General features: G+C 61.3%; 11 protein-coding genes. 9 read left to right on the top strand and 2 right to left on the bottom strand.

Going from position 1 to position 16,730, the window contains the following annotated elements; genetic code table 11:
* Positions 1-11 precede the first annotated feature (11 nt).
* The 7 genes from KCG45_RS13950 to trxA are packed head-to-tail and all read left to right on the top strand — an operon-like array spanning position 12 to position 11,412.
* A complete protein-coding gene (locus KCG45_RS13950; protein WP_218317907.1) occupies positions 12-2,363 on the top strand; it encodes a PAS domain-containing sensor histidine kinase in 2,352 nt (783 codons plus the stop codon).
* Positions 2,360-2,827: a tRNA (adenosine(37)-N6)-threonylcarbamoyltransferase complex ATPase subunit type 1 TsaE gene (tsaE, locus tag KCG45_RS13945; RefSeq protein WP_218317906.1), complete on the top strand. Its 468-nt coding sequence runs from the start codon at positions 2,360-2,362 to the stop codon at positions 2,825-2,827. Before KCG45_RS13950 ends, tsaE begins: the two co-directional genes overlap by 4 nt.
* On the top strand, positions 2,824-3,813 hold the full coding sequence (locus KCG45_RS13940; protein WP_218317905.1) for an aminoglycoside phosphotransferase family protein: 990 nt from the start codon (positions 2,824-2,826) through the stop codon (positions 3,811-3,813). The genes tsaE and KCG45_RS13940 overlap by 4 nt, the downstream gene beginning before the upstream one ends.
* A complete protein-coding gene (locus KCG45_RS13935) occupies positions 3,810-4,532 on the top strand; it encodes a nucleotidyltransferase family protein (protein WP_218317904.1) in 723 nt (240 codons plus the stop codon). The genes KCG45_RS13940 and KCG45_RS13935 overlap by 4 nt, the downstream gene beginning before the upstream one ends.
* Entirely contained in the window at positions 4,525-7,545 is a 3,021-nt protein-coding gene (locus tag KCG45_RS13930; RefSeq protein WP_218317903.1) for a PD-(D/E)XK nuclease family protein, read from the top strand. Before KCG45_RS13935 ends, KCG45_RS13930 begins: the two co-directional genes overlap by 8 nt.
* On the top strand, positions 7,542-11,042 hold the full coding sequence (addA, locus tag KCG45_RS13925; RefSeq protein WP_218317902.1) for a double-strand break repair helicase AddA: 3,501 nt from the start codon (positions 7,542-7,544) through the stop codon (positions 11,040-11,042). The genes KCG45_RS13930 and addA overlap by 4 nt, the downstream gene beginning before the upstream one ends.
* A 49-nt stretch (positions 11,043-11,091) precedes the next feature.
* Positions 11,092-11,412, top strand: coding sequence for a thioredoxin (gene trxA / locus KCG45_RS13920; RefSeq protein ID WP_218317901.1), 321 nt, complete (start codon positions 11,092-11,094; stop codon positions 11,410-11,412).
* A gap of 14 nt (positions 11,413-11,426) precedes the next feature.
* Here trxA and KCG45_RS13915 read toward each other — a convergent pair whose 3' ends face one another.
* Both KCG45_RS13915 and argJ read right to left on the bottom strand, forming a co-directional pair.
* Positions 11,427-12,230, bottom strand: coding sequence for an inositol monophosphatase family protein (locus KCG45_RS13915; protein ID WP_218317900.1), 804 nt, complete (start codon positions 12,228-12,230; stop codon positions 11,427-11,429).
* A gap of 1 nt (position 12,231) precedes the next feature.
* Positions 12,232-13,458, bottom strand: coding sequence for a bifunctional glutamate N-acetyltransferase/amino-acid acetyltransferase ArgJ (gene argJ / locus KCG45_RS13910; RefSeq protein WP_218317899.1), 1,227 nt, complete (start codon positions 13,456-13,458; stop codon positions 12,232-12,234).
* An 82-nt stretch (positions 13,459-13,540) separates the two neighbouring features.
* On the opposite strand from argJ, the gene KCG45_RS13905 reads away from it, so the two are divergent.
* Together KCG45_RS13905 and secA are read left to right on the top strand one after the other, a co-directional pair.
* Positions 13,541-13,822: a hypothetical protein gene (locus KCG45_RS13905; protein ID WP_218317898.1), complete on the top strand. Its 282-nt coding sequence runs from the start codon at positions 13,541-13,543 to the stop codon at positions 13,820-13,822.
* A 121-nt stretch (positions 13,823-13,943) separates the two neighbouring features.
* Complete coding sequence (secA, locus tag KCG45_RS13900; RefSeq protein WP_218317897.1) at positions 13,944-16,706, top strand: preprotein translocase subunit SecA; 2,763 nt, start codon at positions 13,944-13,946, stop codon at positions 16,704-16,706.
* Positions 16,707-16,730: the final 24 nt, after the last annotated feature.

Raw genomic sequence — 16,730 nt, 5'->3', positions numbered from 1 at the left:
TGACTGTTACAATGGAATTCTCTCCGCTCGCTCTGGCAGTCATTGGCCTTCTCCTCGCCGCATGGACGGTGGCGGCAGCGGTGATGATAATGCGTGCGAGCGCGAAAACCCGCCGGACGAAGGCGCTGCGGACCTCGCTGAACCGAATGCAGCACATGCTCGACGGGGCGCCGGCCATACCCATGTTGGTGCGTGTCGACGGACGGATCGAAGCGCCAGACCGGTTGGCGCGCTGGCTGGGTCTCGACACCATGCCGACCTATCTCAGCGAGCTTTCCGGTGACGATAGCGACGGTGAGGATCGAGGGCTTTCCGAGAAGCAGCTTCAGTCTCTGTCTGAAAAGATCCGGCTAACGCAGAAAAGCGCCGCTCCGTTCCAGCTTGCGATCACTCCGCCCGGGTCGAAACGCAGCCTGGCGATGCAGGGAACGCTGGCCGACCCGCAAATATCACCGGGTGGCGCTGCGCTCGTCTGGGTGTTCGATTTTACCGAAAGCGAAGATGAGTTATCCCGCCTGCGCACCGCGACAGCCCGCGCGGAGAGTGATTTTGCCGCGCTCGTCGGCCTGATCGAGGCCGCTCCGGTGCCGATGTGGTTCCGGGGCAAATCGATGCGGTTGCAGCTCGTCAACCAGGCCTACGTAGATGCTGTTGGAGCGGAGAGCGCCGATGCGGTGGTGCGCGATCAGATAGAACTGCTCGAAGCCGAGAGCGGCAAGACGCCCGCCGAAAGAGCGCGGCAGGTGTTTGTCGATCAGAAAGCCGAAGATGGCACGACCACCGCGACCATGCACGGCGCGCGCCGGACACTGCGCGTCAGCAACCAGCCGCTCGGCAAGGAGGGTGTCACAGGCTATGCGATCGACATCGAGGAGCAGCAGCAGGTTCGCCGTGAATTCCGCGCTTTCCGCGATGCGCAGCGCGCCATGCTGGATCAGCTTTCGGTGGGAGTCGCGCAGTTCGATGAAAGCGAAGAGCTTACCTTTGCCAACCGACCTTTTCGCAGGCAATTCGAGCTGGGTGAGGGCGCGGTCAGCCAGCGATTGCGTTTCGACCGCTTCCTCGCCGACGCACGCGAAAAAGGCCGCACTCCCGAGGTACGCGATTTCCCCGAATGGCGGCGCGAACACGCGGCCTGGTTCGACACGACAGATATGCAGGAAGAGGCATGGCCGCTCCCCGGCGGGACGCATCTGCGTATCGTCGCACAGCCGATGCCTGATGGTGGCCTCGTCCTGATTGCCGAGGACCAGACCGAAAGTCTGGCGCTATCGGCGACCCGCGATACGCTGCTGCGGACCCGGACCGCTACACTCGACAGCCTGTTCGAGGCGCTGGCGATTTTCTCGCCCGATGGATCGGTTCAGCTCTGGAACAGGCGATTTGCCGGGACCTGGGGGCTGAACAGCGAATTCCTGGATACCCACCCCAGCGCCGATGCTTTGCTTGAGGCGATTGGCGACAATCTGGTTCGCAAAGCGGATGCGAGCAAAATCAACGCGGTCGTTCGGGCAGCGACGCTGGATCGGCGCGAGAAGGAAGGCCTGGTCAAGCTGTCCGACGGGCGCACCCTGCGTTTCGGGGGCGTTCCGCTGCCCGACGGGAACGGTTTGCTGACGGTGCTCGACATAACCGACTCGCAAAAAGCCGAAGAGGCTCTGCGCGAGCGGGCCGTCGCGCTGGAAGAAGCAGATGCGGTAAAGGCGCGGTTCCTCGCAAATATGTCCTACGAATTCCGCACGCCGCTAACGACCATTGGCGGTTATGCCGAGCTATTGAAAAGTGGTGCTGCGGGCGAGTTGGACGAAGGCTCCGAGGAGTATGTCGATTCGATCCTCACTGCCGTCGGGCGGCTGCGCGAACAGGTCGAAAACGTGCTCGATTTATCGCAGAGCGAGGCGGGTCTGCTGCCGATCGACAAGGAAGAAATCGACCTGCTGCCATTTCTGACGAAGCTCGTGCGCGAGCGTGAGAGTGCGATCATCAAGGCTGGGCTAGGGCTCGATCTCAAAGGCAAGCGCGGAAACAAGGTCGATGCCGATCCGCGTCAATTGGGCAGAGCAGTGGGCAATCTGCTGGACAATGCGATCGCCGGAACACCGGGCGGTGGCCACATCCTGATTGAAATCCTCAAGACGGAACCCGACAGCGAATGGAACGCCAGCTTCGTCATATCGGATAACGGCGCAGGAATGAGCGAGGAGGAACTTTCCCTCGCAATTGACGGCGAACGCGGCGAGGAGGAGAAACGTTCAGGCCTCGGCATACCACTCGCACGTCAGCTTGTCGCAGCGCATGGCGGCGTGCTTGAGATATCGAGTGAAGAGGGCGCGGGAACAGCCGCGATCATCCATCTCCCGTGAGCGAAGAACGGCGATATGAATTGCCCGACCTCGCAGCCATGACGCGCTTTGGCGCGGCGCTCGCGGCGCTGATCCGCCCCGGTGATGTCATTGCGCTCGAAGGAGGTTTGGGTGCGGGCAAGACGACGTTGGCGCGCGCCATGATCGCGGCTCTGGGCTATCAGGGAGAAGTTCCGTCGCCGACCTTCACGATAGTCGAAACCTACGACGCGCCGCCACTACGTGTCCCCGTGGTGCATGCCGACTTCTACCGCTTGAACGACCCATCCGAGGTGGATGAGATAGGGCTCGACGATTACCGCGAGGGCGCAGCATTGATTGCCGAATGGCCTGATCACGCAGGCGGTTTTTCGCACGAGACTGCATGCCTTTCGATCACGCTCGAGAATGCGTCCGAAACTGAGGATGCCGGGCGAATAGCGATTGCCCGCGCGGGCGCCGATTGGCTAGGGCGTATGCCATGAGCGACCTGCCGGACGGTATCGAAGAGTTTCTGGAAGAAGCCCGCTGGGACGAGGCGAAGATCGACCCGATCCCCGGCGATGCGTCGTTCCGGCGTTATTTCCGCCTGCGCAAAAATGGGGGTGAGCGCGCGATGCTCATGCATGCGCCACCACCGCATGAGGACCCCGCGCCGTTTCTGCATGTTGCCGCGTGGCTCAACGATCATGACATGCGAGCACCGCAGATACTTGCGTCCGACCCGGTGAGAGGATGGGTCCTGCTCGAAGATTTCGGTGACGACCGAATGCGCGATTGGCTCGATGACAATCCGGAAGGCGAACACGCCGCTTATGAAGGTGCGATCGACGCGCTTGTTGAACTGCACCGACGCCCGCCGGGACCGTTTCCGGCGTATGACATGCAGACCTATCTCCGCGAGACCGGCTTGCTTACCGAATGGTACGCACCGGCTCAGGGAATGGATGTCGACGTCGCAGGGTTTGATGCGGCCTGGGAAGAAACGCTCGCCCCGATGCTCGAACGCCAGAGGCCCGGTGTGACGGTGCTGCGCGATTATCATGCGGAAAATATCATGCTGCTCGGCGATCCGACGAAACGTGCGCCGCAGGGCATCATCGATTTCCAGGACGCGCTTGTCGGCCATCCGGGATATGATCTGGTGTCGCTGTTACAAGATGCGCGCCGGGATGTCTCCGAAGCTCTCGAAGCGGCGATGCTGGAGCGATACCGTCAGCAGGTTTCGCCGGGCGAACACTTTGACGCCGACTACGCCCGCCTTGGTGCGCAGCGTAATGCGAAGATTGTTGGCATTTTCACCCGGCTTTATAAGCGCGATGGGAAATCGCGATATCTCGACATGATCCCGCGTGTATGGCGCGCAATGGAGCGTGATCTGGAGCATCCGGCGCTTGCACCGGTGGCTCGCTGGTTCGATGCCAATATTCCCGGCGAATTGCGCCGTAGCGGGGGAGGCACGATCACATGATCGATCGGGAATTGGCCAGCGATACCGCGATGGTCATGGCGGCGGGTTACGGAAAGCGGATGCGCCCGCTCACCGCTTCGCAGCCAAAACCGCTTGTCCGGGTGGCGGGCAAGGCCCTGATTGACCATGCGCTCGACCGGCTAGATGAAAACGGGATCGCTAACGCGGTGGTCAATGTGCATTACCTTGCCGACGCGCTTGAGGCGCATGTGCTCGACCGGCGTTCGCCCCGGATCACCGTGTCGGATGAGCGAGAGGAATTGCTCGAAACAGGCGGCGGCATGGTGAAGGCGCAGCCGAACCTTCCCGATCCGTTTTTCTGCCTCAACGCCGACAACATCTGGCTTGATGGGCCGCGGGATGCCTTTCGCGATCTTTCGGCCCGGTGGAATCCGGATGAGATGGACGCACTTTTGCTGGTCGTCGGACATGCGGGCGCTGCGAATTTTTCAGGGCAGGGCGATTTCCATATGGACAGCGTGGGTAATCTGTCGCGCAGAGAGCCGGGACGTATCGCGCCTTTCATCTACACCGGCATCCAGCTGGTTGCGCATCGTCTCCTGCGCGACGCGCCCGATGGCAAATTCTCGACCAATATTTTGTGGAACAGGGCCATTGAGGAAGGGCGCCTGTACGGCGTCGCCTTTACCGGCACCTGGTTCGAAGTCGGCACGCCGCAGGCCATCGCTCCGACCGAAGACGCTTTGAAGCGTGGGTGAAAAAACCGAACCGGCGGTTTACTCGATTGCCGCGCATCGCGGTTTTGCCGACGCCTTGGTCGCGGGGCTCGTTCCGCGATACGCACAGGACGATGTCGGCCTAGCGCGGCTGACGCTGCTGGTCCCGAGCTCGCGCGCAGCCCGGACTATTTCCGAGGCACTCGTGCGGCACTCCGGGGAGACGGGTATCCTGATGCCGCGCATGGTGACGGTCGGTGATCTGGACCTCGACGAGGCACTTGGATCCTTGCTCGACCCGCTGGGTGCAGACGACATTCCTCCTGCAGTCGATCCGACGCAGCGCTGGCTGGAACTCGCGAAGCTTGTCGAGATCGAGCATGCAGAGGCGGGCAAGCCACCGCTCACCGGTGCCGCCTGTTTGCGGCAGGCACGCGACATTGCGCGGGCGATGGACCGGTTGCTGGTCGAGGACGTGTCGCCAGATGAGCTGACGAGCGAGCCCATTCTGGAAATGCTCGGTGAGCTTTCCGAACACTGGAAAAAATCGTTGCGTCTGTTTGCGCGGGTGCAGGCGCGGTGGCGGGTACGGCTGCGCGAACTTGGCCGCGTCGATGCCGCGACAAGGCGCAATATGCTGTTCGAGCGCGCCGCGCGCCGGTGGCGAAACGATCCGCCTGTGAACCCGATCGTGGCTGCGGGCGTTACCAGCGCTTCACCAGCCCTGGCGCGGATGCTCAGAGCGATTGCAAACCTCCCTGATTGTGCGGTGATCTTGCCGGATCTCGACCTCGCAATGAGCGATGAGGCATGGGACGAACTCGGCCGGGCAGGCGCTTCTCCCGAACCGGGCGGGCAGGTATTCGGCAAGATGGACGCGCTCACCCACCCGCAATATCATCTCAAGCTGCTGATCGAGCGTATGAGCATTGCGCGCGCGGAAGTGCGGCAATGGCACCGCAAGGGCGCGGCAGCTGCTCCTCCGGCGCGAACCCATGCGATCAGCTCTCTTTTCCTCCCGCCGCAGGCCAGCCAGTCGTGGATTTCGCTGGATGCCGACAAGCGCCGGCTTTCCGGCATTCGCATGATGACCAGCGCCACCGCCGAGGAAGAGGCGCAAGCCATCGCGTTGCTGGTGCGCGAAGCTCTGGAGCAACCGGAAAAGCGCATCGCGGTGGTGACGGCCGACCGTTCGCTCGCGCGGCGTGTGGTTCAGCATCTCGCACGCTGGAATATTGTCGCCAATGACACGGCGGGACAGCCATTGTCGTTGACCCCGGCGGGGAGGCTTCTCGGACTGCTCGCGCAGATCATGTCCGATGGTTTCGATCCCGCGCCGCTTGTCGGAACACTGGCGCACCCGTTGGTGCAATCTCATGATGCAGACCAGCGCCGCGCGTGGCTGAGCGCTTTGCGCCGGTTCGAGCGTGAATTGCGTGGGCCGTCTCCTGCGCCTGGCCTTGGTCCGCTGCGCGAAATTGCTGGTGAAGCAAAGGTCGCTAGCTGGTGGGAGGAGGTCGAGCAGGTACTTTTGCCATTGCAGGCGTCAGATCCGGAAGCGACCCTTTCCGGCGCGCTCGACCTGCTGACGATCGCGGCCGAAGCGCTTGCTGGCGAAAAGGTATGGGCCCGCGAAGATGGCCGGGCGCTATCCTCGATGGTCGATGATCTCAGGCTTCATGCACGTGAGGTTGGCGCTCGGATCGCGGCATCGGACATCGCCACGGTGCTGCGCGATTGCATGGACGAGATCGCCGTTCGCCCGCCTTATGGCGGCCATCCTCGGGTAAGCATTTATGGTCTGCTCGAATCGCGTATGGCGCGCGCCGATCTTGTCATCTGCGGCGGGCTGAATGAGGGCAGTTGGCCGCAGCCTCCCGCTGCCGACGCATTGCTCGCGCCGAGGGTTCTGCGCGCATTGGGAGTGCCGGGGACCGAGTTTCGGATCGGCCTTTCGGCGCACGATCTGGCGGGCGCGATGGGCGCGCCCGAAGTCGTACTCAGCCGCGCAGGGAGGGATAGCGAAGGGCCTACACTCGCATCGCGGTTCTGGCTGAGGGTAGAGGCATTGCTGGGCGAAGACTTGGCAGCGCAGCACCGCGAAAAGTCCATTCCGGCGATTCTGCCTCAGATCGACCGCGATCCACGGCGGGCGGACGACTATGAGCAACCGAAACCGCGGCCGTCGGCGACGCAGCGCGATGTCAAAATCAGTGCGACCGCGCTCGACCGGCTGCTGGGCGATCCATACCAGTTCTACGCGCGCGAAATCCTCGGCCTGAAACGGCTCGACCCCTTGGCCGCTGACCCGTTTGGCGATCCCGCGCTACGCGGGACATTGGTGCACGATATTCTCGATAGCTGGCACCGCGCGCGGATCGACGATCCTACGCTTGCTCTCGTTCCATTTGCCGAAGGGCAGTTGCGCGAAAAGCAGGTCCACCCGCTGTTTTGGGGCCTGTGGCGACCGCGGATTTCGGCAGCGTTGAAGCGTTTCGAGGTCTGGGTGGAGGAGGCCGCGCGTAATGGGCGTCACGTGCTTGCGACCGAAATCTGGGGCAAGATGCTATTCGAAGGCGTGAAGGTCATGGGGATCGCTGATCGGATCGACCGCCTGCCTGACGGGACACTGGCGATTGTCGACTACAAGACGGGCAGACCCCCCACGACATCGCAAGTCGAAGCAGGTTACGCACTGCAGCTCGGTGTCCTTGGCCTCATCGCGCGTGACGGCAGTTTCGATAGCAAGGATGGCACTGTGAAAGGACAGGCAAGCCAGTTCGAATATTGGTCGCTGGCCAAGGAGAAGGGTGAATTTGGCTTTGTCGATGTGCCGATGAAGGTCGGCAAAAAGCGTTCCGGCCTGCTTCCTGAAGAATTTCTCCCCGAGCATGAACGCCACCTGCGCGATGCGATCGCGAAGTACATCAAAGGCAGCGAGCCTTTCACCGCCAAGGAAAACCCGGACTACCCAGGCTACACAGATTACGACCAGCTCATGCGGCTTGAGGAGTGGGTCGTTCGTCTCGCTGACACGAGTGAGGGCCCAGCATGAGCGGTGAGGGTAAGGTCTATCCGCTCGCGGGGGAACAGCGCGATGCTGTCGATCCGGAACACAATGTCTGGCTGTCAGCCTCTGCCGGGACAGGAAAAACGCAGGTCCTCTCTGCGCGGGTGCTCCGCCTGCTGCTGCGCCCCGATGTCGATCCGGGCGAGATATTGTGCCTGACATTTACCAAGGCAGGGGCGGCCGAGATGGCCAACAGGATCAATGCCGTTCTGGCGCGTTGGGTGCGGATGGAACCGACGAAGCTTGCCGGCGAGCTTGGTGATCTTGGCGCGGACATCGGCCCGGAAACACAGGACCGCGCGCGGACCCTGTTTGCGCAGGTGCTCGATTGCCCGGGCGGCGGGCTGAGGATCGACACCATTCACGCGTTCGCGCAGTGGCTGCTTACCAATTTTCCCGAAGAGGCCGACCTGCCGCCCGGTGCGCAGCCGATGGAAGATCGCACCCGCGAACTTCTCGCCCGTGAGGTCTTGTCCGATCTGCTCGTCGAAGCTGAAAGTGCGGATGACAAACGGCTGATCCGCGCGGTCGAGTTGTTTACCACTGCGAAGGATCCCGGCTCGCTCCATGGCTGGCTGATGCGTTGCGCGAAAGCGGAAGACATGTGGGAGGGGCCGGGGGCATGGCAACCTCCCATGGACGCACGCGTTCGGCGTTTGCTCGACATGCCTTCGGATGCGGATGAGGCTTGGGTCTATGAGGGCCTTCACAAGGACTGGTTCCCGGACGAAAATCTCCTCGCCATGATCCCGCCGCTCGAGGAATGGGGCACAAAAACTGCTGAAAAATGCCTCCCCTTCATGCGCGAATGGCTGAACCTCGACCATCCTGCCCGCATAGAGGCATTCGGAGGCTTCAAGGGCACTCTGCTAAAGGCTGACGGAACGCCCAACTTGCAAATCAAGAAGCTGCGCGAGGAGAGCGCTGGCTTTGCCGCGAGCCAGGATTTGCTCTCCGATGCGGTGCTTCAGGTCGAAGAGCGTGCAGGCCTGCTCTCGCTTGCCGAACTGCTGACGGCTTCACTCGAAATCGGACACGCTTTCGCTTTGCGTTGGCAGGATGCGAAGCGGCGCGAGGGACTGCTCGATTTCGACGACCTGATCCGCAAGGCCGCAACGCTGCTAAAGGAGAGCGCGACAGCCGACTGGATCCGTTACAAGCTCGACCGGCAATTCGATCACATCCTTATCGACGAAGCACAGGACACGAACGAAGCGCAGTGGGATATCGTTTTCGCATTGATCGATGATTTCTTCAGCGGTGAGGGAGCAAGCGGTGACCGGCTGCGGACGATCTTCACGGTGGGCGATTACAAACAGGCAATCTTCGGTTTCCAGGGGACGAGTCCGGAGAATTTTTCCCGCGCTAAGGAAAAGGTTCGCACCGCGATCGCGGCAGCACGCGAAAACGTGGCCAATATGCGCGATGGTAGACGCGTTCCTGGCTGGCGCGACCTCGATCTCGGCAGGTCATTCCGCACCTCCCGCCCGGTCCTGGAATTCGTCAACAAGGCAATCGCCGAGCTTGGTTACGAAGAATTCGGCCTTGCGGACGCTCCCGAAGATCATGTCGGGGAGGATCGCCCTGGCCTCGTCATACTGTGGAATCCGATTACTTCGGCGAGTGCGGTTAGCGCGGACGACGACGAGGAGCGCGATTGGCTGCCCGCCCACGAAACCGTCCTCGCAGACAGGATTGCCGAGCAGGTTCGCCGATGGATGACCGGGGACGAGCCGTTTGTTCTAGCCAAGGCCGTTCCGCACCGTGATGCGAAACCGGGCGACGTCATGGTTCTCGTAAGGAAACGCGGCGCGCTAGCCGCACAGATCGTCGCCAAACTTCATGCGAAGGGTGTTGCTGTCGCCGGTGTAGACAGGTTGCGGCTGGGCGCGCCTCTGGCAGTGAAAGACCTGATGGCGGCGCTGCGGTTCGCGGCGCAGCCGCTGGACGACCTTTCGTTGGCGAACCTCCTGTCTTCGCCTCTGATGGGTTGGACGCAGGACGACTTGCTCGCTCATCTGCCGCGAGGAAAAGACGTTCGGCTGTGGCATCATCTGCGCGCGGATGACGAGCCTTTCGTTGCGCAGGCTTGTGAGAAACTGAAGGCGCTGCTCGCGCGCGCAGATTTCGAAACTCCGCAGGCGCTGCTCGCCTGGCTGCTGAACGGGCCATGGCAAGGTCGGCAACGCCTCATCGCCCGTCTGGGCCGCGAGGCCAACGATCCTGTGGATGAGCTCATCAACGCCGCGTTCGCTTTCGAAAGCGCGCACGTGCCCAGCCTGGCTGGGTTCATCGAGTGGTTCGACGCGTCTGATGAGGATCTTAAACGCGATGCCGACAGCGCGGGCGGGCAGGTGCGTGTGATGACGGTGCACGGATCGAAAGGACTTCAGGCGCCGATCGTGATCCTTGCCGATGCGACCGGTGCGCCGGGGCAGGGCGGTGATCTGGAATTGCCCGATGACCCGATCGGTCAGCCGACAGGGCGCACGGTCCCTCTGCCTGCGCTCGCCAAGGATGAGAAACGCGGCCCTGTGGAGCACGCGGAAAAGGCGGTCGATGCCGCCACCATGGAAGAGCATTGGCGGCTTCTCTACGTGGCGATGACACGCGCCGAAGAGGCGCTGTTCATCGGCGGTTCTTTGGGCCCGCGAGACATGAAGAAGGGGCCTAACGAGGACAGCTGGTACGCGCGGCTCGAACCTTTGTTCGAGGATGATGAGCTGTCCGATGACCTTTGGGGCGCCAGGCGCGAATGGGGATGGCGCGCCGACCCCATTATTGTCGCCGATGTGCCTGGAGCGGAAAGCGCGAAGCCGCGCTTGCCGGCTTGGGCGACGACTCCGATCGGTCCCGAGCCGAGCCCGCCGCGACCTTTGTCGCCGAGCGCGGCCGGTGAGGAGCAGGGCGCGGACCCACCACTTCCGGCGGATGCCCTGGCCATCGCAGCGCGGCGCGGTGTGCTCATCCATCGCCTGCTAGAACGGCTGCCAGATGTCGCATCTGCCGATCGCGAGGAAGCGGGGGCGAACTGGCTGGCGCGTCAGGCCTCGGATCTCCCTGAGGATATTCGCCGTGAAATGCTCGCGAGCGCTCTCACGGTACTGGGAAGCGACGATTTCGAGGAGATTTTCTCTCCGGATGCGCTCGCTGAGGTCCCGCTGACGGCGACGGTTGGTGGCACGGTGATCACAGGCACTGCCGACCGGTTGCTCGTACGTGATGACACAGTCACGGTGGTCGATTTCAAAACCACCCGCCGCGCTCCGCAGGGGCTCGATGATGTGCCCGCCGCGCCTTTGAGGCAGATGGCGGCCTACGTTGCGGCGCTTGAAGTCATCTTTCCCGGCCGTGCCGTGCGCGCTGCAATCCTCTACACCCATTCACCCCTGCTGATCGACATTCCGGCTGGCGTCCTCGAGTTACACAAGGATCGTTTGGGTACAGCGCAGGAAAGCTATGCTCCGCTCGATATTGAGTGAGCGGGGAATCCCACTAAGTAAGTGGCAACGAAGTTACAGGAGAATAAAGATGTCCACCGTCAATGTGACCGATGAAAGCTTCAAGGCCGACGTCCTCGAAAGCGACAAGCCCGTTCTGGTAGATTTCTGGGCGGAATGGTGCGGTCCATGCAAGATGATCGCGCCCGCACTCGAGGAAATCAGCAATGAGCTGGGCGAAAAGGTCACCATCGCAAAGATGGACATCATGGAAAACACCGGCATTCCTGCCGAAATGGGTGTGCAGTCGATTCCGCTGATGGTGTTGTTCAAGAATGGAGAAGCGGTCGCGCGCAAAGTTGGCGCAGCGCCGAAGAGCCAGCTCAAGGACTGGATCGAAAGCGAGATCTGATCGCCGCTAGTGAATTATTCGGGCGGGTTCAGGACTCGCCCGACAAACTCGTCCCAAACTGCCGGGCTAGACGCGCCCACTAGACCTGGTTTGTCTTGCTCGTCGACGCGGTATTCGCTTCCGTCGAGCCGCGCTGCCTTTCCGCCCGCTTCATTCAGCCACAGCACCCCTGCTGCATGGTCCCATGCGTAGGTACGCTTGAAACTCGACACGTCGTTCTCGCCGAGCGCCAGGCGCGGATATTGCTCGGCGGCGCAGCGCGGAATGTCGACCAGGGAATAATGCGGCGCGAGCTTCCTATCTACTTGTGCGCGCTGTTCCTCGGTCAGAAAAATCCGGCTGATGGCAGCGACCGGCGGGGCGCCGCCTGTCGTCTGAGCACGGATCTTTTCGCCATCGACGAACGCACCTTCGCCCAGCTTCGTATGGCAGAGGCGGTCTTTGTTCGGATCATATAGCCACCCGGCCACCGCTTTTCCGGCATCGGCCAGAGCGATGATTATCCCGAACGGCTCCTTGCCCTCGGTAAAGTTCGCCGTTCCATCCAGAGGGTCGATGATCCAGCATTGGCCCGATAGGTGTTCGAGCACACCTTCGTCGGAATGAACCGCTTCTTCGCCGACGATGGCAACGCCGGGAGCTAGCTTCGCCAGGGCTTCGGTCAGAAAGCTCTCGACCTCGCGATCAACCACAGTAACAGGATCGTCCTCGCCCTTCATCTCGATTTCGCTGTCCGACAGCGCTCGGAACCGGGGCAGGATCGATCGCTGCGCTGCAAACCGCATGAGGTCGCGGATTTCTTCGTCGAGCGGGCTCATCTCAGCTCCTGTAGTCCGCATTGATCGAGATGTACCCGTGGGTGAGGTCGCAGGTCCAAACTGTCGCGCGCCCGTCGCCGATGCCGAGGTCGACCGCGAGATCGATCTCCTCGCCCTTCAAATGCTCCGCGACGGGTGCCTCGTCATAGCCGTCGACCGGCAGACCCTCGCGCGCGGCCCATATCCCGCCAAAGCCGATGGAGAGCTTGTCACGGTCCGCCGGTTCACCCGCCTTCCCAACCGCCATGACCACGCGGCCCCAATTCGCGTCTTCACCGGCTATCGCGGTCTTGACGAGCGGTGAATTGGCGATCGCGAGACCGATTTTGCGCGCGCTCTCGTCGCTCGCTGCTCCTGACACGTGCACATTGACGAACTTGCTCGCCCCTTCGCCGTCTCGCACGACCAATTGCGCCAGCTCGCGGCAGACATCGTTGAGCGCAGCTGCAAAGGCATCGGCACCGGGGCTGTCCCAATCCTCGATTGAGGGATGCGCCGCTTTTCCGGTCGCGAACACCAGAACCGTATCGCTCGTGGACGTGTCCCCGTCTACGGTGATGCAATTGAACGTTTTTGCGGTCGCCTGATCCAACATCGTTTGCAGGAATGCGGGCGCCACGTCGGCATCCGTGAAGATGTAGCCGAGCATCGTTGCCATGTCGGGGGCGATCATGCCCGACCCCTTGATAATCCCGCATAGCTCGACCCGGTTTTCGCCGATCATGGCCGAAGCATGCGCACCTTTGGCAAATGTGTCCGTGGTTCCAATGGCTTTGGCGGCATCCTCCCAGCTTGCAGCATCGGCGGCAAAAGCTGCGGCAACGCCGTCTTGCGCTTTGTCCTTGGGAAGCGGGACGCCGATCACGCCAGTGGAGGAAACCAGCACTTCGCGCGGCGAGCACCCAATGTGATCCGCAGCCTGTGCCATGATTGCCTCCACGGCTTCGCGTCCGCGATAGCCGGTGAATGCATTCGCATTTCCGGCATTCACTATCAGCGCTCTCGCGCGGCCCGATCTGACTTGCTCACGGCCGAGCTCCACCTCGCTCGAGGCGCACAGCGACTGAGTGAATACCCCCGCGACCGCAGTGCCTTCGCATAGTTCGACATAGGTGAGGTCGGCCCTCTCCCAATCCTTGTAACGGGCCCGCGCGGCGCGCAGTTTCACGCCTCCGATGGGCGGCATATCCGGGAACGGGAGGGCGAGCGGGGATACAGCTAAATCCATAGCGCAACCGCTTAGGCGAGCGTCCGCTCACAGTAAATCCGGCAAAGAAAGTGGACGCGCGGGCCCAAAAGCATTATCTTGCATGGCAATGACGCGAAGATTTTTAGCCTTTCTGGCCCTGATATCAGGCCTCGCTGCGCTCAGCGTACCGGCCGCCGCGTCTTATATGTCCGAACCATCACCTTGCGATTCCAGCGTTTCTGCCGCTTCGGAAAGCGCGACTGCGGGAGAGCAGGCACAGGTTGGGCAACGTCCAGGCAGGACATTGTCGGACCCCAAGGGTTCGCAGATCGATCTTCGCACACCGCGCCCGCGCACATTGCGCCTGCCCGTGCTGATGGGGATCGAACGCGCATACGAATAGCGCGTTCACAAGAAATTCTATCGTAACCCGCCCGCATTGTCGGCGCGAACTCCCCTTATCAAATCCATGTGTTTTTCGGCCCCGTTGACGGGCTGCACGCAATTCAAGGCTATCCTCTCCCATGCTCGATTCCCTTATGAAATCGATCTTCGGCTCCTCGAACGATCGCTATATCAAATCGCTTGGCAAGATCGTCAATGAAATCAACGGTCTGGAGCCGCAAATGCAGGCGCTTTCCGATGACGATCTGCGTGCGCAGACCGACAAGTTTCGCGGCCTGCTCGACAGTGGAAGTTCGCTCGACGACATCCTGCCTGAAGCGTTCGCCACGGTCCGGGAGGCGTCGATGCGCGTGTTCGGAATGCGGCATTTCGACGTGCAGCTGATCGGCGGCATCGTGCTCCATCGCGGCGAGATCGCGGAAATGCGCACGGGCGAAGGTAAGACCCTCATGGCTACGCTCGCCGTCTATCTCAATGCGATCGAAGGCAAGGGCGTGCACGTCGTGACGGTGAACGACTACCTCGCCACGCGCGATGCGGCATGGATGGGACAGCTTTACAATTGGCTGGGCCTGTCGGTCGGCACGATCATCCCGAACATGGATGAATACACCAAACGCGACGCATACAATTCCGACATCACTTACGGGACGAACAACGAATTCGGGTTCGATTACCTTCGCGATAACATGAAGCACGAGCGCAGCCAGATGGCACAGCGTCCGTTCAATTTCGCGATTGTCGATGAGGTGGACTCGATCCTGATCGACGAGGCACGAACGCCGCTGATCATCTCGGGCCCGACTGAGGACAAGTCCGATCTCTACGTGAAGCTGGACGAGGTGGCGAAAGAGATCCCCGAGGAGTGGTACGACAAGGACGAGAAAAGCAAGAACATCCAGCTCAACGAAGATGGGCTGGACAAGGTCGAAGCCTTGCTGATCGAGAAAGGCCTGCTGGAAACCGAAAACCTCTACGACATCGAGAATACCCAGGTCGTCCACCATCTCGACCAGGCTTTGAAGGCGGTCCACATGTTCCGCCGCGACGATCACTACATCGTCAAGGACGAGAAGGTCGTGATCATCGATGAGTTTACGGGCCGAATGATGGACGGTCGCCGCTGGTCGAACGGCCTGCATCAGGCAGTCGAGGCGAAGGAAGGCGTCAAGATCGAGCCTGAAAACCAGACTATGGCTTCGATCACGTTCCAGAATTATTTCCGCATGTATCCCAAGCTTTCCGGGATGACCGGAACCGCCGCGACCGAGGCCGCGGAATTCTGGGACATCTACAGCGTCAATGTCGTCGAAATTCCGACCAACCTGCCGGTCGCGCGCATCGATGAAGAAGACGAATTCTACAAGAACACTTTGGACAAGTTCGCCGCCATTGCGAAGGCGATCAAGGAGAAGAACGAGATCGGTCAGCCGGTCCTTGTCGGTACGGTGTCGATCGAGAAGTCGGAATTGCTCAGCCAGTTCCTCGACAAGGAAGGTGTAAAGCACGAAATCCTGAACGCGCGTCAGCATGAACGCGAAGCGCATATCGTCGCGCAGGCAGGCCGGCTCGGTGCGGTGACCATCGCGACCAACATGGCTGGGCGCGGGACCGATATTCAGCTCGGCGGCAATGTCGAATTCCGTATCGAGGACGAAACCAGCGACATGGATGATGGCCCGCAGAAAGATGCGGCGATCGCGGCGATCAAGGAAGCCGTAGCCGAAGAGCGGCAAAAAGTGCTCGAAGCAGGAGGCCTGTTCGTGCTCGGCACCGAACGTCACGAATCGCGCCGGATCGACAACCAGCTGCGCGGACGTTCGGGTCGTCAAGGCGACCCTGGCCTCTCGCGCTTCTACCTGTGCCTGGAGGATGATCTGCTGCGCATCTTCGGCCCGGACACTCTTTTTGCGAAGATGATGAATTCGAACCTCGAAGATGGCGAGGCGATCGGTTCCAAATGGCTGTCCAAGGCCATCGAGACCGCCCAGAAAAAGGTCGAGGCGCGCAATTACGATACGCGTAAGCAGGTCGTGCAGTACGACGATGTGATGAACGACCAGCGCAAGGTCATTTACGAGCAGCGCGAAGAGATCATGGATTCCGAGACGGTCGACGATGTTGTGGTCGATATGCGCCACGACACGATCAATTCCATCGTTGGAACCGCGTGCCCTCCGGGTTCCTATCCCGAACAGTGGGATATCGCGCTGCTCAAGGAGAAAGTCGAAGAAGTCTTTAGCCTTACGCCGCCCCTTGAGGAGTGGTTGGAGGAAGACCAGGTCGAACCTGAGCTGATCGAAGAGCGCCTCCGCGAACAGACCGACAGGCTGATGGAAGAAAAGATCGCGAAGAACGACCCATCGATCTGGCGCCTTGTCGAGAAGGACGTGTTGTTGCGGCAGCTCGATTTCCACTGGAAGGAGCACCTCGCAACGCTCGATGCGCTGCGACAGGTCATCTGGATGCGCGGGATCGCGCAGAAACAGCCGATCAATGAATACAAGCAGGAAGCGTTCGGGCTGTTCGAAAACATGCTCGATACACTGCGTGAGGAAGTCACCAAGCTGCTGTTCAAATCCGAATTGCGCCTTGCTCAGCCTGAGACCGAAGCGTTGCCGGACCTGCCTGATTTCCTGACCGGGCACATCGATCCGCTGACCGGCCTTGATAACTCGGGTGACGGTGATGGATCGGAAGATCGGCCAGAATTGTTTGGCTCGCTCGCAGGATCGGCTCGCGCGGCGGCGGGGCCGGGCGGAGCGAACACCGAAGATCCCTATGCGAACCTTGACGTCAGCCGCAATGCACCGTGCCCATGCGGCAGCGGTAACAAGTACAAGCATTGCCACGGCGCCGCTGGGGCGAGGCAGACCGCCTGATTGCGGTCACCGGAATTAGGGCAG

It is taken from the genome of Erythrobacter ani, assembly GCF_019204025.1.
GTDB lineage: Bacteria > Pseudomonadota > Alphaproteobacteria > Sphingomonadales > Sphingomonadaceae > Erythrobacter > Erythrobacter ani.
This window is presented reverse-complemented; position numbering and strand designations above follow the sequence as displayed.